The organism is Allobosea sp. TAB14 (assembly GCF_052113865.1).
Classification (GTDB): Bacteria; Pseudomonadota; Alphaproteobacteria; order Rhizobiales; family Beijerinckiaceae; genus Allobosea; species Allobosea spartocytisi.
This window is the reverse complement of the sequence record NZ_JBFRDQ010000048.1, coordinates 1-24,821: the sequence shown is the minus strand read 5'-3', so window position 1 is coordinate 24,821 and position 24,821 is coordinate 1. Positions and strand designations below refer to the sequence as shown.

At 67.4% G+C, this 24,821-nt stretch carries 28 protein-coding genes and 1 tRNA gene; 15 read left to right on the top strand and 14 right to left on the bottom strand.

The window, feature by feature from the left end; translation table 11 throughout:
- Positions 1–143 precede the first annotated feature (143 nt).
- On the top strand, positions 144–410 hold the full coding sequence (locus AB4Y99_RS09700) for a metal-sensing transcriptional repressor (protein WP_112763170.1): 267 nt from the start codon (positions 144–146) through the stop codon (positions 408–410).
- A gap of 17 nt (positions 411–427) precedes the next feature.
- The gene (dmeF, locus tag AB4Y99_RS09695; RefSeq protein WP_441523162.1) at positions 428–1,414 is read left to right on the top strand and encodes a CDF family Co(II)/Ni(II) efflux transporter DmeF; all 987 of its coding nucleotides are present in this window, start codon (positions 428–430) and stop codon (positions 1,412–1,414) included.
- Positions 1,415–1,436: 22 nt separating this feature from the next.
- Here dmeF and AB4Y99_RS09690 read toward each other — a convergent pair whose 3' ends face one another.
- The 5 genes from AB4Y99_RS09690 to AB4Y99_RS09670 all read right to left on the bottom strand — a co-directional run bounded on the left by AB4Y99_RS09690 (position 1,437) and on the right by AB4Y99_RS09670 (position 5,337).
- Positions 1,437–2,429, bottom strand: a complete 993-nt coding sequence (locus AB4Y99_RS09690) for a CorA family divalent cation transporter (RefSeq protein WP_441523161.1) — start codon at positions 2,427–2,429, stop codon at positions 1,437–1,439.
- 90 nt (positions 2,430–2,519) lie between these two features.
- A complete protein-coding gene (locus AB4Y99_RS09685; RefSeq protein ID WP_112763173.1) occupies positions 2,520–3,485 on the bottom strand; it encodes a glycoside hydrolase family 25 protein in 966 nt (321 codons plus the stop codon).
- Between the two features lie 212 nt (positions 3,486–3,697).
- Entirely contained in the window at positions 3,698–4,681 is a 984-nt protein-coding gene (locus AB4Y99_RS09680) for a glycoside hydrolase family 25 protein (RefSeq protein WP_113254046.1), read from the bottom strand.
- 176 nt (positions 4,682–4,857) lie between these two features.
- A tRNA-Leu gene (locus tag AB4Y99_RS09675) sits at positions 4,858–4,942 on the bottom strand.
- Positions 4,943–5,067: 125 nt separating this feature from the next.
- Positions 5,068–5,337, bottom strand: coding sequence for a FliM/FliN family flagellar motor switch protein (locus tag AB4Y99_RS09670; protein ID WP_248311217.1), 270 nt, complete (start codon positions 5,335–5,337; stop codon positions 5,068–5,070).
- A gap of 135 nt (positions 5,338–5,472) precedes the next feature.
- Between AB4Y99_RS09670 and lipB the strand changes: the two genes are divergently transcribed.
- The 7 genes from lipB (at position 5,473) to AB4Y99_RS09635 (ending at position 13,043) form a co-directional block, all read left to right on the top strand.
- The gene (lipB, locus tag AB4Y99_RS09665) at positions 5,473–6,177 is read left to right on the top strand and encodes a lipoyl(octanoyl) transferase LipB (protein WP_441523160.1); all 705 of its coding nucleotides are present in this window, start codon (positions 5,473–5,475) and stop codon (positions 6,175–6,177) included.
- A gap of 165 nt (positions 6,178–6,342) precedes the next feature.
- On the top strand, positions 6,343–6,543 hold the full coding sequence (locus tag AB4Y99_RS09660; protein ID WP_441523159.1) for a hypothetical protein: 201 nt from the start codon (positions 6,343–6,345) through the stop codon (positions 6,541–6,543).
- A gap of 117 nt (positions 6,544–6,660) precedes the next feature.
- Entirely contained in the window at positions 6,661–8,268 is a 1,608-nt protein-coding gene (locus AB4Y99_RS09655) for a carboxyl transferase domain-containing protein (RefSeq protein WP_441523158.1), read from the top strand.
- Positions 8,269–8,370: 102 nt separating this feature from the next.
- Positions 8,371–9,264, top strand: a complete 894-nt coding sequence (locus AB4Y99_RS09650; RefSeq protein WP_441523157.1) for a dienelactone hydrolase family protein — start codon at positions 8,371–8,373, stop codon at positions 9,262–9,264.
- 120 nt (positions 9,265–9,384) lie between these two features.
- Positions 9,385–10,146 (top strand): SDR family oxidoreductase, encoded by a 762-nt coding sequence (locus tag AB4Y99_RS09645; protein ID WP_441523156.1) that lies wholly within the window; start codon positions 9,385–9,387, stop codon positions 10,144–10,146.
- A gap of 176 nt (positions 10,147–10,322) precedes the next feature.
- Positions 10,323–11,018, top strand: coding sequence for a cation efflux transmembrane domain-containing protein (locus tag AB4Y99_RS09640; protein WP_441523155.1), 696 nt, complete (start codon positions 10,323–10,325; stop codon positions 11,016–11,018).
- Between the two features lie 39 nt (positions 11,019–11,057).
- Positions 11,058–13,043, top strand: coding sequence for an acetyl/propionyl/methylcrotonyl-CoA carboxylase subunit alpha (locus AB4Y99_RS09635; RefSeq protein ID WP_441523154.1), 1,986 nt, complete (start codon positions 11,058–11,060; stop codon positions 13,041–13,043).
- A 148-nt stretch (positions 13,044–13,191) separates the two neighbouring features.
- Here the strand turns inward: AB4Y99_RS09635 and AB4Y99_RS09630 are convergent, their stop codons facing one another.
- Both AB4Y99_RS09630 and AB4Y99_RS09625 read right to left on the bottom strand, forming a co-directional pair.
- Complete coding sequence (locus tag AB4Y99_RS09630; RefSeq protein ID WP_441523153.1) at positions 13,192–14,043, bottom strand: aminoglycoside phosphotransferase family protein; 852 nt, start codon at positions 14,041–14,043, stop codon at positions 13,192–13,194.
- Entirely contained in the window at positions 14,040–14,807 is a 768-nt protein-coding gene (locus tag AB4Y99_RS09625) for an SDR family oxidoreductase (protein ID WP_429069094.1), read from the bottom strand. Before AB4Y99_RS09625 ends, AB4Y99_RS09630 begins: the two co-directional genes overlap by 4 nt.
- A 35-nt stretch (positions 14,808–14,842) precedes the next feature.
- On the opposite strand from AB4Y99_RS09625, the gene AB4Y99_RS09620 reads away from it, so the two are divergent.
- Positions 14,843–15,199 (top strand): VOC family protein, encoded by a 357-nt coding sequence (locus AB4Y99_RS09620; RefSeq protein ID WP_441523152.1) that lies wholly within the window; start codon positions 14,843–14,845, stop codon positions 15,197–15,199.
- Between the two features lie 66 nt (positions 15,200–15,265).
- Positions 15,266–15,703, top strand: coding sequence for a DUF1489 family protein (locus AB4Y99_RS09615; RefSeq protein ID WP_038365531.1), 438 nt, complete (start codon positions 15,266–15,268; stop codon positions 15,701–15,703).
- A gap of 24 nt (positions 15,704–15,727) precedes the next feature.
- On the opposite strand, the gene AB4Y99_RS09610 is transcribed toward AB4Y99_RS09615, so the two are convergent.
- The 3 genes from AB4Y99_RS09610 to panC all read right to left on the bottom strand — a co-directional run bounded on the left by AB4Y99_RS09610 (position 15,728) and on the right by panC (position 17,606).
- On the bottom strand, positions 15,728–16,231 hold the full coding sequence (locus AB4Y99_RS09610) for a MarR family winged helix-turn-helix transcriptional regulator (RefSeq protein ID WP_441523151.1): 504 nt from the start codon (positions 16,229–16,231) through the stop codon (positions 15,728–15,730).
- A 5-nt stretch (positions 16,232–16,236) separates the two neighbouring features.
- Positions 16,237–16,689 carry a hypothetical protein gene (locus tag AB4Y99_RS09605; protein ID WP_441523150.1) on the bottom strand — a complete coding sequence of 151 codons (453 nt, stop codon included), beginning with the start codon at positions 16,687–16,689 and terminating at the stop codon, positions 16,237–16,239.
- Positions 16,690–16,901: 212 nt separating this feature from the next.
- Positions 16,902–17,606 carry a pantoate--beta-alanine ligase gene (gene panC, locus AB4Y99_RS09600; protein WP_441523149.1) on the bottom strand — a complete coding sequence of 235 codons (705 nt, stop codon included), beginning with the start codon at positions 17,604–17,606 and terminating at the stop codon, positions 16,902–16,904.
- 41 nt (positions 17,607–17,647) lie between these two features.
- Between panC and AB4Y99_RS09595 the strand changes: the two genes are divergently transcribed.
- A complete protein-coding gene (locus tag AB4Y99_RS09595; RefSeq protein WP_370955807.1) occupies positions 17,648–18,388 on the top strand; it encodes a VWA domain-containing protein in 741 nt (246 codons plus the stop codon).
- Positions 18,385–19,104: a DnaJ domain-containing protein gene (locus AB4Y99_RS09590; RefSeq protein ID WP_191124296.1), complete on the top strand. Its 720-nt coding sequence runs from the start codon at positions 18,385–18,387 to the stop codon at positions 19,102–19,104. Before AB4Y99_RS09595 ends, AB4Y99_RS09590 begins: the two co-directional genes overlap by 4 nt.
- 55 nt (positions 19,105–19,159) lie before the next feature.
- On the opposite strand, the gene AB4Y99_RS09585 is transcribed toward AB4Y99_RS09590, so the two are convergent.
- Positions 19,160–20,755: an SPOR domain-containing protein gene (locus AB4Y99_RS09585; protein ID WP_441523148.1), complete on the bottom strand. Its 1,596-nt coding sequence runs from the start codon at positions 20,753–20,755 to the stop codon at positions 19,160–19,162.
- 381 nt (positions 20,756–21,136) lie between these two features.
- On the opposite strand from AB4Y99_RS09585, the gene AB4Y99_RS09580 reads away from it, so the two are divergent.
- Positions 21,137–21,484, top strand: a complete 348-nt coding sequence (locus tag AB4Y99_RS09580) for a phasin family protein (RefSeq protein WP_038365537.1) — start codon at positions 21,137–21,139, stop codon at positions 21,482–21,484.
- A 118-nt stretch (positions 21,485–21,602) separates the two neighbouring features.
- Here AB4Y99_RS09580 and AB4Y99_RS09575 read toward each other — a convergent pair whose 3' ends face one another.
- The 3 genes from AB4Y99_RS09575 to AB4Y99_RS09565 all read right to left on the bottom strand — a co-directional run bounded on the left by AB4Y99_RS09575 (position 21,603) and on the right by AB4Y99_RS09565 (position 23,044).
- Positions 21,603–21,773: a hypothetical protein gene (locus tag AB4Y99_RS09575; RefSeq protein ID WP_441523147.1), complete on the bottom strand. Its 171-nt coding sequence runs from the start codon at positions 21,771–21,773 to the stop codon at positions 21,603–21,605.
- A 149-nt stretch (positions 21,774–21,922) separates the two neighbouring features.
- Positions 21,923–22,237: a hypothetical protein gene (locus tag AB4Y99_RS09570; protein WP_038365539.1), complete on the bottom strand. Its 315-nt coding sequence runs from the start codon at positions 22,235–22,237 to the stop codon at positions 21,923–21,925.
- An 87-nt stretch (positions 22,238–22,324) separates the two neighbouring features.
- Entirely contained in the window at positions 22,325–23,044 is a 720-nt protein-coding gene (locus AB4Y99_RS09565; RefSeq protein ID WP_038365541.1) for a L,D-transpeptidase, read from the bottom strand.
- Between the two features lie 208 nt (positions 23,045–23,252).
- On the opposite strand from AB4Y99_RS09565, the gene AB4Y99_RS09560 reads away from it, so the two are divergent.
- Positions 23,253–24,782 carry a UxaA family hydrolase gene (locus AB4Y99_RS09560; protein WP_441523146.1) on the top strand — a complete coding sequence of 510 codons (1,530 nt, stop codon included), beginning with the start codon at positions 23,253–23,255 and terminating at the stop codon, positions 24,780–24,782.
- The last annotated feature ends 39 nt before the right edge of the window (positions 24,783–24,821 follow it).

The following is a 24,821-nucleotide window of genomic DNA, read 5'->3' as shown; positions in this document are numbered from 1 at the left end:
CGCGGGGCGTCAGTGCGCAGCCGCGCCCGACGCGGTTTGGCGTGATGCCGTGCCGGCTGCGTGCGACCCCTCATCCGCCCCGGCCCATCGCCGGTGGAGGCTTCGCTATTGCATATCCTATCCAGGGGGATAGGATATGGGCCATGAGCCACGCCATGGATCCCGACATCATCAACCGCCTGCGCCGCGCGCAGGGCCATCTCGGCACGGTCGTGGGGATGGTCGAGGCGGGCAGGGCGGTTCCCGACGTGGTGCAGCAACTCCAGGCGGTCGAGAAGGCGCTGGAGAAGGTCAAGTCACTGCTGATCTTCGATCATATCGAGCATCACCTGTTCGACCACGCTCAGGTCGCGACGCCTGAGGCGCGCAAGTCGCTCGACGAGCTCAAGGCCCTCACCAAATATCTCTGACCGTCCGGAGCGAACCGATGTCGGCCGCGAACAGCTTTCCCGCCCAGCACCAGCACGTCTTCCTTGGCAGCGAGCATGAGCGCCACGAGCGGCGGACCTGGTTCGTCGTCGGCCTGACGACCTTGATGATGGTGGCGGAGATCGTCGCCGGCACGGTCTTCGGCTCGATGGCGCTCGTGGCCGATGGCTGGCACATGTCGACCCATGCGGCGGCGCTCGGCATCGCGGCCTTCGCCTATCGCTTCGCGCGGCAGCATGCGCATGACCGCCGCTTCAGCTTCGGGACGGGCAAGCTCGGCGATCTCGCCGCCTTCGCCAGCGCCCTGCTGCTGATGTTTATCGCGCTCGCGGTCGCCGGGGAATCGGCGCTGCGGCTCTACGCGCCGGTTGCGATCGATTTCACCCAGGCGACCGCGATCGCGGCGCTTGGGCTCGCGGTCAATCTGGCAAGCGCCTGGCTGCTCAGGGACGGGCACGACCATCACCATGGCGACACCGGGCATCACGGCCACGGGCACCACCACCATGATCACGACGATCACCACCACGGCCATCATTCCCATGGCGGCCATGGCGCTGATACCAATCTGCGCGCAGCCTACATGCATGTCATCGCGGATGCCTTCACCTCCGTCCTGGCGATCGCGGCGCTGCTCGGCGGGCGGTATTATGGCTGGGTCTGGCTCGATCCGCTGATCGGGATCGTCGGCGCCGGCGTGATCGCGCATTGGTCCGTCGGGCTGCTGCGCCGTTCCGGGGCCGTGCTGCTCGACACGGTGCCGGACGAGGCGCTGGCGAAGCGCATCGGCGAGCGGCTCGCCGCCGAGGGCGCGGAGGTCGCCGACCTGCATCTCTGGCAGGTCGGGCCCGGGCATCGCAGCGCCATCGTCTCGGTCGTGACCGGCCAGCCGAAATCACCCTCGGCCTACAAGGCGCTGCTTGCCGACCTGCCGACGTTGTCGCATGTCACTGTCGAGGTGAATACGCGACCAGCCGCCATGTGAAGCCTTTGCGCGGCAGCGCGGCTTAGTCGCCGATCACGCCGCGGCGCCGCAGCAGGATGAGCGTCAGCAGCGCCGCGAGCATGCAGGCCAGCGACACATAGATCGCGCCGGCCTCGGACTCGACCCAGGGCAGTCCCTTCACATTGATGCCGAACAGGCCGGTGATGAAGGTCGCCGGCAGGAAGAGCGCGGTCAGGATCGACAAGACGTAGAGCTGCCGGTTGGTGCGGTTTGCCGAGCGGGCGGCGATCTCGTCCTGCAGCAGGCGGGCGCGATCTTGCACCGACTGGACGTCGTGATGCAGCGTGTCGACCCGTTGCAGCAGGCGCGCTGCGGTCGCCTTGACGGCATCGGGGGCGCTGCGGCCGGATTGCGTCTCGGCGAAGCGCCGGAACAGGACATGGAGGCCGCTGAGCTGCCGGTGCAGCCGCACGGCGGTGCGGCGGATCGCGCCGACGCGCTGCGGCCCGTCATGCAGCCGGTCCAGCAGGATCTGGTCCTCGACGCTGTCGGTTTCGTCGACGAGGCGCACGACGCTGTCGGTGATGTCGTCGATGATGTATTCGATGATCTGCTCGAAAAGCGCGCTCGGGCTCTCCGCCGGCTCGCCGCGATTCAGCGCCTCCGCCGTCATCCGGATCGAGTGCAGTGCCTCGCGCCGGCCGGTGAGCAGGAAGCTGTCGCCGATGACCCAGCGCAGCGCGCCGACGCTGTCCGACTTGTCGGCGATGCTGCGGATGAGGTCATGCGAGACGCCCCAGGCAAGCTGGGCCGAATGGTCGAGCCGCTGATGCGTTTCCTGCGAGAGGAGGGTTTCCCGCGCCGCGTCCGGCAGCTCCTGCTCGCCGATCCAGCTCTGTGCCCGGGTGTGCACGAGGTCGAGATGCAGCCAGACGAAGCCTTCACCCGGGGCGAGGTCGGGCAGGGTGTCGCGCGCGATCAGGCTGGGCCGGCCCTCGGTATTGAAGCGATAAGCCCAGATGACGCCGGTTTGGGATTGCAGATCGGTCGGCATCGTCGTTCGTCTCGATCACGGGCGGGGCTTGTGCGCGCGGCACAGGGCTCTGCCGATGTGACAGGAACGTGACGGCCGGCGCCGCCTGCTTCAATTGCGCCGGACGGAACCCGTCGTGCCGACGTCGCGACTATCCGCCGTGCGCGAGGGAATGCGGCCGGGCGGGGCGAATTTCAGCGTGGCGCCGCCAGCCGCTCTGGGCGCGCGCAGCCCTGCCGGCGTCGGGGGCGGCGTGCGTGCCGCGACCTTCGGCTCGCCGCCATGCCATTTGCGCAGGCCGATGTCGAAGCGCCCCTGCCGCCAGGCCTCGAATTCGCGCTCGCTGCCGAAGAAGGCGTTGCGGTCGACATCGCCGGCGATGCCGGGCACGCGGCCGGTGGTGGTGAACTGCCAGAATTCCCAGCGGTCGCGGGCATAGCGCTTCGCCAGCGGCGCGGCGGTGGAGCGCAGCCAGTAGGGATGGTCGTTGAACGCGCCTTCGAGCACGTCCTCGTGAAAATTGATGTCGGTGTAGATGATCGGCTTCTTGCCGGTGTGCTCGCGCAGCCCCTTGAGCATGATCTCGATCTTCGCGAGCGCATCCTCGCGCGAGACCCTGCGGGCGCATTGCGAGCCGTTCTGCCATTCGACGTCGAGCACCGGGGGCAATGCGTCGGGGTCGCGCGGAATGTGCTTCTTGATCCAGCGTACCTGTTCGGCGGCCGGGCGACACCACCAGACGAAGTGATAGGCGCTGCGCGGGACACCGTGCTTCTTCGCCTCGGCCCAGTTGCGGCGGAAATTGGGGTCGAGATGGTCGCCGCCTTCCGTCGCCTTGATGAAGGCGAAGCGCGTGCCGGCGCCCTTGACCTTCTCCCAGTCGATCTCGCCCTGCCAGCGCGAGACGTCGATGCCCTGGATGACCTTGCGCCGGGCATCGCGCACGCCGTGATGCGGTGCGCTGTCGCCCTTCTTCGGATAGAGCGCGAAGACGGGCTCGGCCAGACAGGTGAGGGCCGTCAGAAAGGCGAAGGCTCCGAGATAGATCCTGCCGTGGGTCAGCTTGCGCGCCGGCATGTGTTTCTCCTGCATCACAGGTCCAGATGCGGAGAGCGTGGTTAAGCGGYGGTTAGAATTGCCCGGCAATCGCAGGATGTTTTTCAGCTTTGGTTAACCGGCGGGATTCGCGCGGCGTGGCAGGGCTGCTGCGTGCTGTTTTTTTGGGGAAAAGACGCGTCATCGCGGGTCAAGTCGGAATGACGGTGCGCCTCTGACGGCGTCCGGCAGCCTCAGTCCGAAATGCTCTGGTCGCCCAGAGGCTGGAAGGCCGAGGCCATCGGCGGCACGCCGCCAGGAATGCGCGCCATCGGCACGTCCTCCGGGTCCTCGTTCGGAAGCGGGGCGGGAGCGGGAGAGAACGGGCCGGGTGCCACGGGCATCGGGGTTGGCGCCGCGGGATGATCCGGCCCGGGACTCGGCTGCGGCGGCACAGGCTTGCGCTTCTCCCAGCGGCGGGTGGCGATGTCGTATTCGCCCTGCAGCCAGCCGATGAACTGCCCTTCGTTGCCAAAGAAGGCGTTGCGGTCGACATCGCCGCGAATGCCCGGGACCTTGGCCGTGGTGGTGAACTGCCAGATCGCCCAGGGACGGTTCTGGTAACGGGTCTCGGGTTTCGCCGCCGTCGAGCGGATCCAGTAGGGGTAGTCGTTGAACTGGCCTTCCAGCACCTCCTTGTGGAAGGTGATGTCGGTGTAGATCACCGGCTTCTTGCCGGTGAGCTGCTCCAGCTCGGTGAGCATGAGCTGGATCTTCTCCAGCGCCAGCTCGCGGCTGACCTTCTGCGGGCAGGTCTTGGAATGGCCGTTCCATTCGACGTCGAGCACCGGCGGCAAGGCGTCGGGATCGTTCGGGATCTGTTGCTTGAACCAGAGCGCCTGCTCATGGGCCGGGCGGCACCAATAGACGAAATGATAGGCGCCGCGGGCGATGCCGGCGCGGCGCGCGCCGTCCCAGTTGCGCTGGAAGGCCGGGTCGATGTGGTCGCCGCCCTCTGTCGCCTTCATGTAGACGAAGCGGATGCCGGAGGCGCGCACCGCAGACCAGTCGATGTCACCCTGCCAGCGCGACACGTCGATGCCGTGGATCGGGTAGCTGTGAGCCTCGACGACGCCGGCATGCGGGCGCCGGTCACCGGCGGTGTCGAGCGCCACGCAGCCGCCAAGGACCGCAACGGCGGCGGCAGCCAGAAGAGGCAGGATGCTGATGCGTGACATGCGGGGAGCGGTATTCTCGGGGATCAGACGAGACACGTTGATGACCGATTTACGTTACCAAAGTTCTGACGCCTGTCAGCCTGGAACGGTGCAGCCTGGGACGAATCGAGCATGAGGCCGGAAACGCGAACGGCGACCCGAGAGGGTCGCCGTTCGCTGGACTTATCGTCCGAATTTGGTGCGGTCGAGAGGACTCGAACCTCCACGGGTCTCCCCGCTACCACCTCAAGGTAGTGCGTCTACCAGTTCCGCCACGACCGCAGCTCTGTTCCAGTTGCGGGCGGTGCAACCAGGGAGCGGCGCCGATCTAGCAAATCGAATCCGTCGCCACAAGAGCGTCACTGTGGAAAAGCGACGCGCGTCGCATTTTCCTGAAAAAAGAGGGTTCAGGCCGCCTCGGCGACGCTCTGGAGCGTGTAGACGGTGGGGCGCTTCAGCATCTGGGTGATCTCGACGGAGATGCGCGCGCCGCTGACCACGACGATTCCCTTGGCGAAGGGATGGTTGTTGGCGAGAATCTGGACCTCGTCCATCTCGCTGGCGTTGAGCTCGATGATCGCGCCGCGGCCGAGTCGCAGCAGCTTGTAGATCGGCATCTGGGTCTGCCCCAGCACGACGGTAAGCTCGACAGGAACGAGATCGAGATCGGTCTTCAAGTCCTGCCTCCGGAACCCTACTTCAGAATTGGACCAGCGAAACTTGCCTGCCGGCGGCTTTTGGGCGCAAGAGGCTCGGTCATGGTCGGCCGGCAGAAACCGGCCCGTAAACTTTGGACGAAACATGGTTAAGCCATGGTGAATATGCGGGATGCGCTGGCGGTTTCCTTCCTGCCGGAAGCGGGCGCCGAGCCGGTGGAATGGGTCGTGGCCGAAGGGCTGACGGGCTATAACGAGGCGGTCGCCGAGATGGAGGCGCGCGCGGCGCTGATCGCCGACGGGCAGGCGCGCGAGCGCGTCTGGCTGGTCGAGCATCCACCGCTTTACACCGCCGGCACCTCGGCGCGCGACGAGGACCTGATCGCGCCGGAGCGATTCCCGGTGTTCCGCTCGGGGCGGGGCGGGCAGTTCACCTATCACGGCCCCGGCCAGCGCGTGGCCTATGTCATGCTCGACCTGAAGCGTCGCCAGCCGGATCTGCGCCGCTTCGTCGCTGCGCTGGAGGGCTGGCTGATCGGCGCGCTCGACGATGTCAACATTCGTGGCGAACGGCGCGAGGATCGCGTCGGCGTCTGGGTGCGCCGGCCGGAACGGGGCGAGGGCGTCGAGGACAAGATCGCCGCCATCGGCATCCGCGTGCGCCGCTGGGTCTCGTTCCACGGCATCTCGTTCAATGTCGATCCCGATCTCTCCCATTTCGACGGCATCGTGCCTTGCGGCGTCAGCCGGCACGGCGTGACCTCGCTGGTCGATCTCGGCTTGCCGGTGACGATGCCGGAGGCCGATTCGGTGCTGCGCGAAGCCTTCGAGCGGGTCTTCGGCCCAACCGTCTCCGCCTGATTTACCTTTCGTTAGCCATGCAAACCCATGCTCGGCCCGGTCAGAGCCTGGCCGCGATGCGCCTGCATGGGCGCGTTGGCGACCCGGCTTTCATTGATGCGTCGGGCTCCGAGACAGGCGGATTTCGCTTTTCGGCCTGATGCCTCGAGCAAAAGGGGACGAATTATGCGAGCCATTCTTCTCGCAAGCTGCCTTGCGACGCTGCTCGCGGCCTGCAACACCACCGACCAGCGCATCGCCGGCGCGGCCGCGGGAGCGGGAGCGGGCGCGCTTGTCGGCGGACCGATCGGCGCCGTGGCGGGCGGAGCCATCGGCGCGGTCGCGGCGCCCAGCGTGACCGGGTCGATCAACCAGGCCAGCGAGTAAGATCATCCTTCGGCGCGGATTTGCATGGTCGCGTCCGTGCGTCCGCGCCGGTTGGCGTTTGCCCGGCGCCGCGCCATAACGCTCCCGATAAGGCTGAAGTCTCGAGGGAGCGCGCCCGTGCCGGTCATCGAAAGCAAGGTCGACCTGAATGCGGCCGAGACGCGGGCGAATGCCGAAGCCTGGGCCGGGCTGCGCGACGAATTGCAGGAGCGCCGCGCTACCGCCGCGCTCGGCGGCAATGCGCGGTCCCGCGAGCGCCACACGGCGCGCGGCAAGTTGCTGCCTCGCGAGCGCGTGCTGCGGCTGACCGATCCGGGTTCGCCCTTTCTCGAGATCGGTTCGCTCGCCGCCTTCGGCATGTATGAGGGCGATGTCCATGCCGCCGGCATGATCGCGGGAATCGGGCGTGTCGCCGGCCGCGAATGCATGATCGTCTGCAACGACGCGACGATCAAAGGCGGCACCTACTATCCGCTGACGGTCAAGAAGCATCTGCGCGCCCAGGAGATCGCGCGCGAGAATCGCTTGCCCTGCATCTATCTCGTCGACTCCGGCGGCGCGAACCTGCCGCACCAGACCGAGGTCTTTCCGGATCGCGAGCATTTTGGTCGCATCTTCTACAATCAGGCGACGCTTTCGGCCGAAGGTATCCCGCAGGTCGCGGTGGTGATGGGTTCCTGCACCGCCGGCGGCGCCTATGTGCCGGCGATGTCGGACGAGACGATCATCGTCAGGAAGCAGGGCACTATTTTCCTGGGCGGTCCGCCGCTGGTGAAGGCCGCGACCGGCGAGGTCGTCTCGGCCGAGGATCTCGGCGGCGCCGATGTCCATGCAAGGCTCTCGGGCGTCGCCGATCACTATGCCGGCGACGACACCCATGCGCTTGCCATCGCCCGGCGGATCGCCGGCAACCTCAACAGCGTGAAGCGGCCGGACATCGACATCGCCGAGCCGGTCGAGCCCCTCTATGATCCGGCCGAGCTCGAAGSCGTCGTGCCCACCGATCTCAAGAAGCAGTACGATATCCGCGAGGTGATCGCGCGGCTGGTCGACGGCTCGGAATTCGACGAGTTCAAGAAGCTCTACGGTACGACCTTGGTGACGGGCTTCGCCCGCATCCACGGCATCCCGGTCGGAATCATCGCCAATAACGGCATCCTGTTCTCGGAAAGCGCGCTGAAGGGCGCGCATTTCATCGAACTGTGCTGCCAGAGGCGGATCCCACTGCTCTTCCTGCAGAACATCACCGGCTTCATGGTCGGGCGCGATGTCGAGACGCGCGGCATCGCCAAGGACGGCGCGAAGCTCGTCACGGCGGTGGCCTCGGCGCGCGTGCCGAAGGTCACCGTGCTGGTCGGCGGCTCCTTCGGCGCCGGCAATTACGGCATGTGCGGGCGGGCCTATTCGCCGCGCTTCCTCTTCACCTGGCCGAATTCGCGGATTTCGGTGATGGGCGGCGAGCAGGCCGCGAGCGTGCTCGCCACCGTCCGCCGCGACAATATCGAGGCCGAGGGCAAGAGCTGGTCGGCGGCCGAGGAAGAGGCTTTCAAGGCGCCGATCCGCAGCAATTACGAGGAAGAAGGCTCGCCCTACTTCGCCACGGCGCGGCTATGGGATGACGGCATCATCCTGCCCTCGGAGACGCGCCGGGTGCTGGCGCTGGCCTTCTCGGCGACGCTCAACGCGGAGATTCCCGAGACGAGATTCGGCGTGTTCCGGATGTGAGGGCGGCTTTCCTCACGCCACTGTGACCGGAGCCGCGCTGACGCCTCTTGGCAAGCCGTCCTGCGTCGCTGCAGGCTCCCGCCACAGAAACGGGAGATGCACATGACGGCGCCGGCGCAGACCGCAGCAAAAAGCACGCTCGAGCAACTGGACGGGCTGGTCAGGGAGCCATTCTCCCGTCGCGGCTTCGTCATGACCGGGTTGATCAGCGGCTTCACCCTCGCCACCACCGTCGTCCATGGCCAGACGATCTCGACCGACAGCAAGGGCCTCGTCGCCGGAGAGGTGAAGATCCCGACGGCCGATGGCGATCTGCCGGGCTATCGCGCCATGCCGGAAGGGGCGGGGCCGTTTCCGATCGTCCTCGTGATCGAGGAGATCTTCGGCGTCCACGAATACATCAAGGACATCTGCCGGCGCTTCGCCAAGCTGGGCTACTGCGCCGTGGCGCCCGAGCTCTATGCCCGGCTCGGCGATCTCTCCAAGATGACCGATGTGCAGGCGATCGTGCGGGACGTCATCTCGAAGGCGCCGGACGCGACCGTGCTCTCCGATCTCGACGCCACCGCGAAATGGGCTGCAGCCTCCTCGAAGGGCGATGCGGCGCGGCTCGGCGTCACCGGCTTCTGCCGGGGCGGGCGGGCCGTCTGGCTCTATGCCGCGCATAACCCGCAGGTGAAGGCGGCCGTCGCCTGGTACGGGCCGCTCGGCGGCAGCCGCACCGACATCCAGCCGAAGACGRCGGCCGATGTCGTCGGCGATCTCAAGGCGCCCGTTCTCGGGCTCTATGGCGGGGCGGATACGGGCATTCCGGTCGCGGATGTCGAGAAGCAGCGGGACGCTGCGAAGGCCGCCGGCAAGACCGTGGAGATCGTGATCTTCCCGGACACGCCGCATGGTTTCCACGCCGATTACCGGCCGAGCTATCGCAAGGCGCAGGCCGAGGATGGCTGGGCGCGGGCGCTCGCCTGGTTCAAGCGCTACGGCGTCGCCTGAGGCGCGCGCGATCCCCGGCCGGCGCCGGCAAGGGTTGCGCCGGCCGTTCTTCCTTGTCGCGCGCCTACGCTTATGCTTTGGGAGCGAAACGATTGAATTCCCAAAAGCGCGAGGAAACGCATGGCTCAGCACGACAAGGTCGCGATCATCACCGGTGCCGGCTCGGGCGTGGGGCGGGCCGTCGCCATCGCCTTCCTGAAAGATGGCTACCGCACCGTTCTGGCCGGGCGCCGGGCGGATGCGCTGGAGGAGACGATCGCGCTCTCCGGCGTCGACAAGGGCCGGGGCCTCGCCGTGCCGACCGATGTCACCGACAAGGCCTCGGTCGAGAACCTGTTCGCCAGGACAAAGGCGGCTTTCGGCCGGGTCGACGTGCTGTTCAACAATGCCGGCGTCAATGCRCCGGGCGGCGTGCTGCTGGAGGACCTTTCGCTGGAGGATTGGCAGAAGGTGGTCGACACCAACCTGACCGGTCCCTTCCTGTGCACGCAGGCCGCCTTCAAGGCGATGAAGGCACAGGAGCCGCGCGGYGGTCGCATCATCAACAACGGCTCGATCTCGGCGCAGGTGCCGCGSCCGAAYTCGGCGGCCTATACCGCSACKAAGCATGCGATCWSSGGCCTGACCAAGACTGCCTCGCTCGACGGGCGCAAATACGACATCGCCGTCGGCCAGGTCGATATCGGCAATGCGCTGACCGACATGGCGCAGAAGATGACGACCGGCGTGCCGCAGGCCGACGGCTCGATCAAGGTCGAGCCGGTGATGGATGTCGCGCATGTCGCGAGCACCGTGCTGCACATGGCCGGGCTGCCGCTCGACGCCAACATCCTCTTCGTCACGGTGATGGCGACCAAGGCCCCGCTCGTCGGGCGGGGGTGAGGCGTTCCTTCCCGTTGGCCGTCCCGCTTGCTTGTCATCCCGGGCGGAGCGAAGCGTAGACCCGGGATCCATGCCTGAACCTTGTTGGTTCGGGTTCCGGCATGGATCCCGGATCGGCGCCGCTGGCGCGGCTTGTCCGGGATGACGAGGTGAGGATGGTCGCTGGGGCGCAAGACATGGATGGTCTGGAGAGGCGCGCCCATGGCGAGGGAGGCGGAACTGCGGCTCCCGATCCCGCCATCGCCCGCGCCTACACCCTCACCATCTGGGGCATCGCGCTCGGCATCTTCGTCCAGGCGGCGGCGACGGTCGCCTGGGCGCATGCCATCGGAAATGCCCAGCTTTTCAAGGACGGCGTCGATTGGGTCTATGACGTCGCGCTCTACGGCATCGCCGCCATCGTCTTCGGCCGCGACAACCGGGCCGAACGGCTGGCTGCGATTGCGATCGGCGCGGTGATGGCTGTCGCCGGGCTGCACACGCTCTACGACCTCCACGACAAGATTCTGAATCCCAGGCCTATCGAGATCTGGACGCTCGGCTTCGCCGCGGTGAGCGCCATCGTGATCGCGCTCATCGTGATTGCCGTGCTCTGGCGCTTCCGCCGCGAGGATAATCCGGTGATCAAGGCAACCTGGCTGTCGAGCCGCAACGATGCGATCTCGACCACGGGTTTCGCTCTGGTCGGGCTCGCCGCCCGTGCCCTGCCGGTGGTGCGCTGGCCGGAATATCTGTTCGACCTTGTCGTCGCCGGGATCTGCTTCCAGGCGACATGGGCGATCTGGCGCTCGTTGCGGCGGAGCGCGGATTCGGAAGCGGCCCAAACCGGTTTGCGCAACAAGGCGCAGACAGATGGGGCAGGCGGGCTATAAAGGCGAAAAGCCTTTCAAGGATGTTCCGAGGACGCTTCCATGACGATCGCCGCCAAGCTCCCCTCCATCCTGATCGCCAATCGCGGCGAGATCGCCTGCCGCGTCATCCGCACCGCGAAGCGGCTGGGGCTTCGCACCATCGCCGTCTATTCGGATGCCGATGCCGAGGCGCTCTTCGTGCAGATGGCCGACGAAGCCTATCATATCGGCCCCGCGCCGGCCCGAGAGAGCTATCTCGACGCTGCCAAGATTCTCGCTGTCGCCAAGCAGGCCGGCGCGGCCTGCATCCATCCGGGTTATGGCTTCCTCTCAGAGAATGCCGATTTCGCGGACGCCTGCGCGGCGGCCGGCATCGTCTTCGTCGGCCCGCCGGCCTCGGCCATCCGGGCGATGGGGCTGAAGGACGCCGCCAAGGCTCTGGTCGAGAAGGCCGATGTGCCGGTCGTGCCGGGCTATCACGGCACCGAGCAGGGCGCCGATTTCCTCCGCGGGGAGGCGCGGCGCATCGGCTACCCCGTGCTCATCAAGGCGGTCGCCGGCGGCGGCGGCAAGGGCATGAAGAAGGTCGATCGGCCCGAGGATTTCGACGACGCGCTGACCAGCGCCCAGCGCGAGGGCGCAAGCGCCTTCGGCGACGCCCGCGTGCTGGTCGAGAAATATGTCCTCTCGCCGCGCCATGTCGAAATCCAGGTCTTCGGCGACAGCCACGGCAATGTCGTCCATCTCTACGAGCGCGACTGCTCCTTGCAGCGGCGTCACCAGAAGGTGATCGAGGAAGCACCGGCGCCCGGCATGACACCGGAGGTGCGCGCCGCCATGGGCAAGGCCGCGACGGAAGCCGCCAGGGCCGTCGGCTATGTCGGGGCCGGGACGGTAGAGTTCATCGCCGATGGGCGCGAGGGCCTGCAGGCCGACCGCTTCTACTTCATGGAGATGAACACGCGCCTCCAGGTCGAGCATCCGGTGACGGAGGCGATCACCGGGCTCGATCTCGTCGAATTGCAGCTCAAGGTCGCGGCCGGCGAGCCGCTCGGCTTCACGCAGGACGACGTCGAGGCGAAGGGCCATGCCGTCGAGGCGCGGCTCTATGCCGAGGATCCGGAGAAGGGCTTCCTGCCTTCCACCGGCAAGCTCTGGGCGCTGAGCTTTCCGCATGGCGAAGGCATCCGCATCGATACCGGCGTCGAGGCCGGCGATACGGTGACGCCGTTCTACGACCCGATGATCGCCAAGGTCATCGCCCATGGCGCGACGCGCGACGAGGCGCTCGACCGGCTGGGTGCGGCGCTGGGCGAGACGGTCGTCGCCGGTCCGCGCACCAATCTCGCCTTCCTGAAGAAGCTGACGGAGGCGGAGGGGTTCCGGAAGGGGCCGTTCGATACCGGCTTCATCGACCGCAACATCCAGGCGCTCGGCGCCGAGCCGCAGCCGCTCGATGCCGCGGCGGTCGCGGCCGTCGCCCTGCAGCTCGAGGAGGAGCGGCAGGTCGCCGGTATCGTCGAAGCGGCCGGCCGGGCCGAGGGCGAGGCGCRCTCGCCCTGGCTGGTGACGGATGCCTTCTCGCTGATGCCGCGCCAGCCGCTTGGCCTGCCGCTCACGGTCGATGGCGAGCGCGTCGATGCGCGCATCGAGTGGCGGGGCGAGGATGCCCGCGTCAGCCTGCCGGGCCATGAGATCGGCGAGGGCGAGCACGAGGTCTCGCTGGCCGAGGGCGAGGGCGGTGTCTGGTACGCGCTGCATCGCGGCCGGCAGACGGCCGTTTCGCTGTTCGATCCGTTTACGGTCGATCTCGATGGGGCTGCCGGTTCCGGCGGCGTGGTCAAGGCGCCGATGCATGGCAAGCTCGTCGCGCTCTTCGTGGCGCCGGGCGAGGCGGTGGTGAAGGGCCAGCGCCTCGCCATCGTCGAGGCGATGAAGATGGAGCATGTGCTGACCGCTCCGCGCGACGGCACGGTGAGCGAGGTCGTCGGCGAGCCGGGGGCGCAGGTGGCCGAGGGCGCGAAGGTGGTGGTGATCGGAGAATAGTCGAGGCGGTGGAGTCGCTTGTGGGCGATCGCTGAGGTTTCGATTCAGCGCGTCATGGTCGGGCTTGTCCCGACCATCCACGTCTTAGTCGATGCCATGCGGTGTTCAAGACGTGGATGCTCGCCACAAGGGCGAGCATGACGGCGCGCTATTCGCCGAGCGCTGCTGCCGCCTTTCCCAGTATCGTCAGATTGACCTCCGCCAGCGGATCGTCGTCGCCCATGAACCAGGCGGCCGAGAGCCCGCACCAGGCGACGATCCAGCGCAGCAGCCGGCGCCGCTCCAGCCCCGATTTCGCCAGCACGATTTCCAGACGGCGCTCGAAACGGCCGGGCAGGATCGCGACCGGCGGTTCGGGATCGCCGAGATCGGGATCGCAGAACAGGATCGTGTATTCGAAGGCGCGGTCGCCGATGACGCCCTTCGGATCGATGGCGAGCCAGCCGCGCTCTTCGAAATCGAGGACGTTGTCGTGGTGGCAATCGGCATGGAGCGGCAGGATGTCCTGCTGGGCCGGCAGCAATTCGCTCGCGATAGCGGCCGATCGCGCCAGCAAGCCGCCGCGCTCCGCCGCCATCGGGAACAGGTCCTTGAACCAGATTTCGAGCGGGATCAGCCCGGTAGGGAATGGGCCGCGTGGCTTCTGCAGCGCCGCGACGGCGTCGCAGAGGATCGCCGTCGCGGCGTCGTCCTCGCCGTTGCGGGCCATGGCGGAAAGCGAGCGCCGGCCAGTGGCGCGCTCGATCAGCATGGCAGCGCCTTCGTCGGCGTGTGCGAGCAGGCGGGCGGCACCATCGCCGCCCCAGTATTGGAGCGGGCGATAGCCGAGGCGCTCATCCTCGACCTCAGGCAGCTTCAGCATCGCCGGTGCGCCATCCTGCCGGACCGGCAGCAGGCGGCTGGCATGGGTCCTGATCGGCTCGCCGTCCGGGACCAGCCGCCAATGCGTCAGCCAGGGCTCGAAGGGCGCAAGAAGGGGCGAGGGAGACGTGTCGTTCATCCGCGCCCGATCATCGGATATTGCTCGGCCTCGTAGATCTGGCCGGAAACCGGCGCGCTGTCCTCCGACAGCCAGAAGGCGGTGTGGGCGGCGATCTCCTCCGGCTGCATGATACGGCCGGTCGGCGCCTCGCGCAGCGAGAGATGGTTCTGCCAGCCGGGCTTGCGCCCCTCGCGCTGCTGGGTGGCGTCCTCATTGGCGGTGAAGGTCCAGCCGACATTGAGCTGGTTGGCGCGGATGCGCTCGGGGCCGAGCGTGTTGCCGAGATTGCGCGTCATCGTCATCAGCGCGCCCTTCGACATCGAATAGACGGTGAGGTTGGACAGGCCGCAATAGGCGTTGATCGAGCCGACCGTGACGATGGCGCCTGGCGATTTCTGGGCGCGGAAGGCGCGGATCGCGGCCTCGGCGCAGAGCAGCGGCGCGCGGGTGTTGATCGCGAACATATGGTCGAAGAAGGCGGCGGTGGTCTCGCCGAGAATGCCGCGCGGATAGATGCCGGCATTGTTGACGAGGCCGTCGATGCGGCCGAAGGCGGCGATGGTGGCATCGACGATGGCCTGCGCGGTCTCGGGTTCGGCGAGATCGCCGGTCGTGCCGCTCGCGGCGTCGCCGAGCTGCGCCACGGCGGCATCCACTTCCGCCTTGTCGCGACCGTGGATGAGGACCTTCGCGCCCTCCGCGACGAGGCGTTCCGCCATCGCATAGCCGATACCGGTCGAGGAGCCGGTGACGAGGATGGCCTTGCCTGCAAGTCCGCGCATGATGAAACGTCCGTAGCCAGTTGCGGGAGGGGAAAATGACGGTGAAGCGTATCGTGGCGAATATGCTAACGGCCGAACCGGGCCTCGCGAAGCCCTTCTACGGCAGCATTTTCGACATGCACCCCGTCATGGATCATGGCTGGATCCAGACCTATGCGGCGGAGGGAGCCCCCGCCGGGCCGCAGCTCGGCTTTGCCAGCGAAGGCGGCTCGGGCACGCCAGTACCCGATCTTTCGATCGAGGTCGACGATCTCGAGGCGGTCTTGCGCAGGGTTCGGGCCGCGGGCCTCCCGATCGAATATGGGCCGGTTGAGGAACCCTGGGGCGTGCGGCGCTTTTTCCTGCGCGATCCCTTCGGGCGGCTGGTCAACGTGCTCGCGCATGGCCGTTGAGGAGCGTCTGTGGAGAAGCATGCGGGAGGCTGGCCCGGCGGCGCGGAGGAGCCTATTTTACCGGCCATGTCCCTTCATCTGCTCAAGCTCTGCGTCGGCGCCGAATCGATCAGCGATCTTGAGGATTGGATCGCCGAACGCCAAGCGCAGCGGCGTGCCCGCGGCGAGCCGCTTGAGCAGTTGCACACCACGCGCATGGTCCCCAAGAAGATCGAGGAGATCCTCGACGGCGGCTCGCTCTACTGGGTGATCAAGGGACAGATCTCGGCGCGGCAGCGTCTCACCGACATCCGCCCCTTCACCGATGGCGAGGGCATCGGCCGCTGCCATCTGGTCATGGAGCCGGTGGTGGTGCCGGTCGAGCCGCGCCCGTTCCGGCCCTTCCAGGGCTGGCGCTATCTGCAGGCGAAGGACGCGCCGCGCGACCTCTCCGAGCATGGCGGCGATCTCGGCGAGATGCCGGAGGAATTGCGGCGGGAGCTGGCGGGGCTCGGGCTGCTGTAGGGCGAGGGCGGGTCGTGCCGCGCCTCAGCCCGGCTCGGCCGCTCCACGGATCGTTCCGGTTTCAGCTGTCGCGGCAATGTCCTCGGTGTGGCGGACGAGCAGCTCTGTACTCCGGGTCAGGAAGTCGGTCACGGCGCGCAGCGTCTCATCGTCGTAGCTCGACCAGAGCGCGTGCATGGCGACCCGGCGCGGCTCGAAGGCTGCTTCGATCGGCGCCGTCGCGGCCCGCACGACGCTGATCAGCGTGCGCCTCCGATCGGCCTCGTCCCGGCGGCGGGTGACGTAACCGCGCGCCGCCAGCCGGTCGACCAGCGCCGTCACCGAGCCCGAGGTCAGGCCGGTGGCCGTGGCGAGCTCGCCGGCCGTGACGGTCTCGCGCAGGAAGATGAGGTCGAGAACCTCCAGATCGGTCGGATGCAGCCCGAAACGCCTCGCCATGGCGGCGCTGCTGAGCACGCCCTGCGCGCCCATCCGCCTCACGGCGAGGCCAAGCTGGCGCAGGAGTGCGTCATTGTCGCGATCGGGCATGGCGATCAGAGGCCAGCGCTCTGGGTGGCTGCCCGGAATGCGGCGAGCAAGGCGGCCAGCGTCGCGAGATCGAGCAGCATTCTGAAGCGGCTGCGCCTGGTCCAGCGCCGGGCCGCTTCGGGCGCGACGCTGTCAGCCTCGGCTCGCTCGAAGGCGAGGGCCTTCGGGATGAAGTCGCATGCCGACCAGATGCGCATCGCCGCATGGGTCGCGACGGCGACCAGCAGCCACTGCCGAACGCCGGATGCCGTCCAGGTCGCGACCAGCGCCGCAACGAGCAGAAACTCGAAGACGATATGCTGCGGGATCCAGAAGCGCTTGCGGGATACTCCGCCATGCTTCGGCTGGACCAGGGACGGCCGGTTCGGCCAGGCCGGATCGATCACGATGAACTCGTATAGCCCGCCGCCGATCCCCGTGGCGGCGGCGAGGATCGCCATTCCGATGATCAGCTCCACCGCCGTTGCCCCGTCCTGCGCCCGCTTGCCAAGGGCGTTCGGAGCGAGCTTACTTCAATTTATCTTGATCATCAAGATAAATTGGCCGACGCGCTTTGGCACTGTCGCAGGCATGCGGCTTCGCCCGATGCGAGACGGGCCGCAGTTCATCAGGAAACGGTGCAGACGCGGCAAAGGCGAACGAGCCGGCCGGCGCAGATCGCTGCGAGCGCCTACACCGCGATATTGTCGATCAGCCGCGTGCCGCCAATGCGGGCGGCCAGGATCAGACGGATGGGGCCGTCCGTGCGCGCGGTGACCGGCGCCAGCGTCTCGGCATGGCGGGCTTCCAGATAGTCGAGCTCGAAGCCGGCGGTGATGATGGCGTTCTGCGCCTCCGTCACCGCCTGGAAGAGCAGGTCGTCGTTGCGGATGCGCGCGGCGAGTTCCTGCATGACGCGATGAAGCGTGGGGGCCAGCGCGCGATGCTCGGCCGAGAGGTAGCGGTTGCGCGAGGACATGGCGAGGCCGTCGGCTTCGCGGATCGTCGCCAGCGGTACGATCTGGATGCCGAGGTCGAGATCTCCAGCCATGCGGGTGACGACCTTGAGCTGCTGGTAGTCCTTCTCGCCGAAGACGGCGCAGTCGGCGCGCGACTGGGTGAAGAGCTTGCAGCAGATCGTTGCCACGCCTTCGAAATGCGTCGGCCGGAAGCGATCCTCCAGCCCGACCGCGGCGGGGCCGAGCAGCAGCACGCGGGTCGCGAAGCCGGCCGGATACATCTCCTCGACCGAGGGGAAGAACACCGCGTCGGCCCCGGCGGCGACGAGCTTGGCGCAATCGTCGTCGAAAGTGCGCGGATATTTCTTGAAGTCCTCGTGCGGGGCGAACTGCGTCGGGTTGACGAAGATCGTAGCAAATGCGGCCGCTGTGGCCAATATCAGGATGGGAAGTGATTCAGAAAGGTCCCCGTCGCGTCATGAGCGAGAAGAATGACCGTGCCGTTGGCAAGGCCGCCGGGACGGCGGCGGCCAGCCGGTCGCAGCCGGGCGAGATCGACCGTTTTCTCGGCGCGGCGCAGCGTCTGGCGCCGCTCGCGGCGGGAACGGCGGGCCGCCTCGTCTTCGCGCTCGACGCGACGATGAGCCGGCAGCCGAGCTGGGATCTCGCCTGCTCGTTGCAGGGCCGGATGTTCGAGGTGGCGGCCGAGAGCGGCGGCCTCGCTGTCCAGCTCGTCTATTTCCGCGGGCTCGGCGAGTGCCGGGCGTCCGGCTGGGTCGGCGAGCCCGAGCGGCTGAAGGGATTGATGGGCCGCATCGCCTGCGAGGGTGGGCAGACGCAGATCGCGCGCGTGCTGAGGCATGTGCGCGACGAGGCGCGCAGCGTGCCGATCCGGGCCTTCGTCTTYGTCGGCGATGCGATGGAGGAGGATGCCGATGCGCTCGCGGCGCTGGCCGGCGAGCTCGGCCTGCGCGGTATCCGTGGCTTCGTGTTCCAGGAGGGTTCCGAGCCGGCGGCGAGCCGTGCCTTCGCCGGCATCGCGAGGCTGACCGGCGGCGCCCATGCGCGCTTCGACGTCAATGCTCCGGCCTCGCTGCTGGAGCTCCTGCGCGGCGCGGCGGCCTATGCCGCGGGCGGGCGCGAGGCGATGCTGCGGCTCGCCGGCGCGAGCCCGGCGGTCAAGGGATTGATCGCGGCGATGGAAGGAGGGCGCGGGTGAGCCTGCTCTACGGCGTCGCCGTTCTCATTCTCGTCTGGTGGCTGGTGAAATTGTTCGCCGGCGCCAATCCGAAGATCGTCGCCAAGCTTGCCAAGACCGTGGGCGGGGTCGCTGCGCTGGGTGTCGCTGCCCTGCTGATGGTGCGCGGACGGCTGGACATGGCCGTCTTTCTCGGTGGCATCGGCGCCTGGCTGCTCGGCTGGAGCGCCACCGGGCCGGGCGGCATCCGCTTTCCCTGGGCCGATCGCGCCGGACCGGCGCCGGGCGCGACCTCGCAGGTGCAGTCGGTCCTGCTTGCGATGGAACTCGATCACGACAGCGGCGCGATGCGGGGCCGGGTCAAGAGCGGAGCTTATGCCGGGCGCGATCTCGACAGCCTGAGCCAGGCGGATCTCGGCGCTCTGATGCGCGATTGCCTGGCGCGGGATCCTGACGGGGCTCGCCTGCTAGAGGCATATCTCGACCGCCGGTCGCCCGGCTGGCGTGAAGACGCTGATCGTGACGGTGACGCGGGGCAGCGCGGCGCGCCGGGCACGGGCACGATGTCGCAGCAGGAGGCCTACGAGATCCTGGGGCTTCAGCAGGGGGCGGGCGAGGAGGCGGTCCGTGAGGCCCACCGATCCCTGATGAAGCGGATTCATCCGGATGCCGGGGGTACGAGCGGCCTTGCCGCTCGCGTCAACCAGGCCAAGGACATCCTTCTGAAGCGGGGATAGCGACGGGCTTCCGGAGTAGGTCTGCGACATGGCGTGAACTCCTTTCCCGGTCCGGTCAGCTACGGGTGGCGAAGCAGGAGAAGCCGCCACGCTTCAGCCTGTTGCAGGCGTTCTGCGCATCCTTCGAGTCGTCGAAGCCGGCGAAGCGGGCGCGGAAGAGGGTGGAGCCGCCCTTCTCGACCTTCTCGGTGAAGCCGGAGGCGCTGGCGAGCGAGCCGGCCGCCTTGGCGCGGGCCCGGGCCAGGATCTCTTCGGCCTTGCCCTTGTCGTCGGTGGCGCCGAGCTGGATCACCCATTTGCCGGAGGCGACGACCGCGGCCTGATGCGACATGGCCGGGGCAGGCTCGGGAGCCTGTGCCTTGGCGGGAACGGCGTCCGACTTGCGGGCGATGGTGGCGGCCGGGGCCTCGACYTTGTTCTCCGCGACCTTGACGGGCTCGGCCAGTCGCGCGATCGAGGAGGTGGTGTCGACATTCGCCGGCGGGCGCAGGACCTTGGCATCGGCCGGCTGGGCGCCGATGGACCAGCGCATCGCCGAAGGCGTGGTGGTCGCGGTGACCGGACGCATGCCGGAGATCTGCAGCGGCTGGCCGGCGGCAATCGGACGCGGCGGCGCGATCGGCGTCTGGGTCGGCATTGGCGCATAGGAGCGGGCGGCCACCGGCAGCGGCTGGGGCTGCGGCGCGGCGACGTTCTCCGGACGCGGCACCGGGATCGGCGCAGGCTCGGCGAGGGCGGCGACGCGCGGGCGCTCTTCCGGCCGGACGCGCTCCTCGGGACGCGGGCGTTCTTCCTGGCGCGGGCGTTCCTCGCGCTCAGGCGCCTCGGCGACCATCACCGAGGAGCGCCCGCTGGTCGAGGCGCGCGGCAGATTGGCGAGGACGAGGTCGGTCATGATCTTGTCGCGGGAGGCGCCGGAGCGSCCGCCGAGCACGACSGAGACGATCTGGYGACCGTCCGMCTTGGCCGARGTCATCAGGTTGAAGCCGGAGGCGCGGGTGTAGCCGGTCTTGATGCCATCGACGCCCTCGACCTTGCCGAGCAGGCGGTTATGGCCGCGGATGGTGCGGCTGCCATACTGGAAGGCGCGGGTCTGGAAGAGCGCGAAATAGCGCGGGAAGCGCTCCTGGATGGCGCGGGCCAGGATGGTGAGGTCGCGCGCGGTCGTCAGGTTCGGCGGAGAATGCGGCAGGCCGTGCGGATTGTAGAAGCGGCTCGAGCTCATGCCGAGCGAGCGCGCCTTGCGCGTCATCATCTCGGCGAAGGCATCCTCGGAGCCGGCGATATTCTCGGCGACGACGACGGAGGAATCATTGGCCGAAAGCGTGATCATGCTGCGGATCGCGTCACCGACCGAAAGGGTGGAACCAGCGCGCAGGCCGAGCTTGGTTGGCGGCTGCGAGGCCGCATAGGACGAGACCTTGAGCTCGGAATCCATGTCGAAGCGGCCGCGTTCCATCTGCTCGAACAGCAGATAGAGCGTCATGACCTTGGTGAGCGAGGCGGGGATGCGGGCCGCGTCTTCATTGACGGCGTGCAGCGTGCGCCCGCTCTTCACGTCGACGACCATCGCGGCATAGGGCGGGGTGTAGCCACCGCCGCCCGCAGCATGATGGCGACGCTTGCGCGCCTCGGCGGGGGAAGCGGCCATCGTAGCCGCAATGGCGACAACTCCGATCAGCCCGGCGACGACCCGCAGACGCGGACGCCGCAACCCAACGCAACCAAACACCATGAAACGCCCCGAACTCGATACTCAAAAGTCCGACCTCCGCGCGCTGGTTGACGTGGCGCGAAGGACACAGAGGGAGAGGTTAGGCGGACGCGGTTACGGAGCCGTTAAAACTTGAATGGTTGCGATCGGAACGATATGCGTTTGGTGCATTGCAGCGTTCGCTTGACATTCATGTTGCGCTGCACAATATAGCGGCAGTCCCCGGTGGTGATCTCTTCATCCGACCTTGGGGCGACACGTCAGGGCGAGACAACGCCCGTCACCAGAGGCCGCACCCAAGGTGCCAGGAGACCAGCCATGATCCAGCAGTTCGAGACCATCCAGAAGGCTTCCAAAGAGAACGTCGATGCCGCTCTGAAGGCTTTCGGCGCCACCTCCAAGGGCGTTCAGACCATCGCCGTCGAGGCGACCGACTATGCCAAGAAGTCCTTCGAGGCCAGCACCGCGACGCTCGAGAAGCTCGCCGGCGTGAAGACCTTCGACAAGGCTCTCGAGATCCAGGCCGACTACGTCAAGACCTCGTTCGAGGGCGCTGTCGCCCAGCTCACCAAGATGGGSGAGCTCTACACCGCTCTCGCCAAGGACGCCTACAAGCCGTTCGAAGGTATCGTCTCGAAGGCTGTCCCGGCCGCCGCCGGCAAGTGATTTGCGGCAAGTGATCCTGTGGCGCGGTTGATCCGCGTTGCCGGTGCTGCCTAGAGTTCAGTTGCGTTTGAGAGCCCCGGCCCGCAAGGCCGGGGTTTTTCGTTGCGCCGGCTGCCGCTTATCCGGCGCTGACCGGAAGCCGTCTGGCCTGAAAGCCGGCCTTGGATGGCTCGAAACCCGCTGCCTCGAAAAGCGCCAGCGTGGAAGGCTTCTTCGAGCCGGTCATGAGCATCGGCTTGTCGCAGTCGCCTGCCCAGGCGCGATCGAGCGCGGCCTTCAGGATCGCCATGATCGACGGGCTCCATCCAAATCTGGAGGGCGATCAGGGTCTCAGGTCGGTAGAGGTGGAGCGTGGCGGAGATCGCCGCCAGACGGCCCGGCTGGCAGGCACGCCTGCCTATCAGAAAAAAGAGCGACGGTTGCCCGTCGCTCTCGGAATTACCACCAGCCGGGAGGCGGGGGCGGAGCATAATAGCGCGGAGGCGGCGGGCCCCAGCCCGGGCGGGGACCGTAGCCATAACCGCGCGGTGGGCCATAGCCACGCGGCGGGCCGTAGCCGCGACCGTAGCGCTGCTGGCGCATCGTCTCTTCCATGATCATGTGCCGCCGCTCGGCTGCCGCCGACCAGGAATATTCGGCCGGCGCCTTGTCGAGGCGCGCGGCCAGTTCCCTTGGCAGGGCCTCGGTGGCCATGGCCGGCGCGGCGAGCGCGCTCCCGACCGCAATCGTCGCAAAAATCAACAGCTTGCGCATGGCAAACTCCTTTCGATACCCATCAAAACACACAGAAGTTCAACGGAACATGAACCGGTCCGAGCGCTGCCGTTCATCCGGCCCTGCTCACGCGGGCAGCACCGTCACGGGGGTGCCGAGCGACACGCGCGCGTAGAGATGCGCGATATCCTGATTGATCATGCGGATGCAGCCCGACGAGACATTGGTRCCGACCGTGTAGGGCTCGAATGTGCCGTGAATACGGTAGCCGAGGTCCCGTCCTTCGCCGAAGAGGTACATCGTGCGGGCGCCGAGCGGGCTTTTCGAGCCGCCGCGCACGCCAAGCCCGCGCGGCGTCTGCTCGAGCTGGGACCTGATCTCGGGATCGCGCGCGATCATCTCCGGCGGCGGGACCCAGTCGGCCCAGTCCCGCTTCATGTTGATCCGGGCGGCGCCCGACCAGCCGAAGCCCTCGCGCCCCACGCCGACACCGTATTGCGTCGCGACGCGCGGGGACTCGACGAAATAGAGATGGTAGCCGGCGGGATCGACGACGATCGAGCCGGGTTTGTCGTCGCGCGGAAACGCCACGGTCTGCCGGAGGAAGCGAGGATCGATGCGCTGATAGTCGATGGCCGAAATCGGAAAGCGCTCGCCGGGATAATCGGCATAGACCTCGGCATAGTTAGGCCGTGCCAAGGTGCGCGTGACGAGGCCCTGCGGGCTCTGGGCGATCGAGCCTGAGCCGATCTCCGGCAGCGCGACGATGCTTCTCGACCCGCAGCCGGCCAAGCCTGCCGCCGCGACGGACAGGGCAGGAAACGTAAACGAGCGGCGCGTCAGCATGGGGTATCTCTCAGGCAGGTCTGAGGAGATACATCGGCTTGGATGGTTACTGTTGGGTGAACCTTGCAGCGGGCGTTCGACCTTTAGCCCGCGCCCGAGTCTGACGCATGACCGTTTCCTCCTTTGAACCGATTGAAAATGCGGCCGGTTGGGCGCATCTCTAGGGACGCACGCCGCCATCGCGGCGTCCGGAGAATTCGGTTCCGCCATGCTCGACAAGTCCGCGCCGCCCCGCACTCTGAAGCTCAACGCCGCCGACAATGTCGTCGTCGCGGTCGATCCCGTCGATCTGGGCGTGACCGCGGCTGGGGTCGAGGCGCTGAAACGCATCCCGCGTGGGCACAAGATGGCGATCGTGCCGATCGCCAAGGACCAGCCTATCCGCAAGTTCGGCCAGATCATCGGCTTCGCGACGGATGACATCGTGCCGGGCGATTGGGTGCACGAGCACAATACCGGTTTCCATGCCTTCGACCGCGATTATGCCTTCGCTCAGGAGGCCAAGCCGGAATTCGTCCTGCCTATCGAGCAGCAGGCGACCTTCGAGGGCTTCCGCCGCGCTAACGGCAAGGCCGGCACGCGTAACTACGTGGGCATCCTGACCTCGGTGAACTGCTCGGCCTCGGCCGCGCGCTTCATGGCCGAGGAGGTGAAGCGCTCCGGCCTGCTCGCCGATTATCCCAATGTCGACGGCGTGATCGCGCTGACCCACGGCACCGGCTGCGGCATCGWCTATAATGGCGAGAGCTTCGAGGTGCTGAAGCGCACCACCTGGGGCTATGCCTGCAACCCCAACATGGCGGCGGTGCTGGTCGTCGGCCTCGGCTGCGAGGGCTTCCAGATCAGCCGGATGAAGGAAGCCTACGGTGTTACCGAAAGCGACGTCTTCCGCACGCTGACGATCCAGGAGACGGGCGGGACCAAGAAGGCCGTCGCCGCCGGCATCGATGCGCTGAAGGTGATGTTGCCGATCGCCAATCAGGCGAAGCGCGAGACCGTGCCGGCCTCCGAATTGATGCTGGCTCTGCAATGCGGGGGATCGGACGGCTATTCCGGCATCACCGCCAATCCGGCGCTGGGCGCGGCCGTCGACATCCTCGTCGAGCATGGCGGCACGGCGATCCTCTCCGAGACGCCCGAGATCTACGGCGCCGAGCATCTCCTGACGCGCCGCGCTGCGACGCGCGAGGTCGGCGAGAAGCTCGTCGGGATCATCAAGTGGTGGGAGGACTATACTGAACGCGCCCGGATGAGCATGAACAACAACCCTTCGCCGGGGAACAAGGCGGGGGGCTTGACCACCATCCTGGAGAAGTCGCTGGGCGCGGCGGCCAAGGGCGGCACCAAGACGCTCTCGGCGGTGTATCACTATGCCGAGCCGGTGAGGGCGAAGGGCTTCGTCTATATGGACACGCCCGGCTACGACCCCGTCGCGGCGACAGGGCAGGTGGCCGGCGGCGCCAACATCCTCGCCTTCACGACGGGGCGCGGCTCGGCCTATGGTTGCAAGCCGACGCCTTCGGTGAAGCTCGCCACCAATACGCCGATCTACGAGAAGATGATCGACGACATGGACATCAATTGCGGCGATGTGCTCGACGGCGTCAGCCTCGAGCAGAAGGGCCGCGAGATCTTCGAGAAGCTGCTGAAGGTCGCGTCGGGCGAGAAGACCAAGTCTGAGCTGCTCGGCTATGGCGACGCGGAATACGTGCCGTGGCAGATCGGCGCGACGATGTAGTTTTTCGTCTCGCCGATTGAACCCGGCGAGAGGCCGAAG

Coding starts and splice junctions, on each gene's coding strand:
- dmeF (WP_441523162.1), top strand. CDS start 428: ATGTCGGCCGCGAACAGCTTTCCCGCCCAGCACCAGCACGTCTTCCTT.
- AB4Y99_RS09615 (WP_038365531.1), top strand. CDS start 15,266: ATGTCCCTTCATCTGCTCAAGCTCTGCGTCGGCGCCGAATCGATCAGC.
- AB4Y99_RS09685 (WP_112763173.1), bottom strand. CDS start 3,485: ATGCCGGCGCGCAAGCTGACCCACGGCAGGATCTATCTCGGAGCCTTC.
- AB4Y99_RS09660 (WP_441523159.1), top strand. CDS start 6,343: ATGCGAGCCATTCTTCTCGCAAGCTGCCTTGCGACGCTGCTCGCGGCC.
- lipB (WP_441523160.1), top strand. CDS start 5,473: ATGGTGAATATGCGGGATGCGCTGGCGGTTTCCTTCCTGCCGGAAGCG.
- AB4Y99_RS09680 (WP_113254046.1), bottom strand. CDS start 4,681: ATGTCACGCATCAGCATCCTGCCTCTTCTGGCTGCCGCCGCCGTTGCG.
- AB4Y99_RS09690 (WP_441523161.1), bottom strand. CDS start 2,429: ATGCCGACCGATCTGCAATCCCAAACCGGCGTCATCTGGGCTTATCGC.
- AB4Y99_RS09640 (WP_441523155.1), top strand. CDS start 10,323: ATGGATGGTCTGGAGAGGCGCGCCCATGGCGAGGGAGGCGGAACTGCG.
- AB4Y99_RS09620 (WP_441523152.1), top strand. CDS start 14,843: ATGACGGTGAAGCGTATCGTGGCGAATATGCTAACGGCCGAACCGGGC.
- AB4Y99_RS09610 (WP_441523151.1), bottom strand. CDS start 16,231: ATGCCCGATCGCGACAATGACGCACTCCTGCGCCAGCTTGGCCTCGCC.
- AB4Y99_RS09575 (WP_441523147.1), bottom strand. CDS start 21,773: ATGGCGATCCTGAAGGCCGCGCTCGATCGCGCCTGGGCAGGCGACTGC.
- AB4Y99_RS09630 (WP_441523153.1), bottom strand. CDS start 14,043: ATGAACGACACGTCTCCCTCGCCCCTTCTTGCGCCCTTCGAGCCCTGG.
- AB4Y99_RS09625 (WP_429069094.1), bottom strand. CDS start 14,807: ATGCGCGGACTTGCAGGCAAGGCCATCCTCGTCACCGGCTCCTCGACC.
- AB4Y99_RS09570 (WP_038365539.1), bottom strand. CDS start 22,237: ATGCGCAAGCTGTTGATTTTTGCGACGATTGCGGTCGGGAGCGCGCTC.
- AB4Y99_RS09700 (WP_112763170.1), top strand. CDS start 144: ATGAGCCACGCCATGGATCCCGACATCATCAACCGCCTGCGCCGCGCG.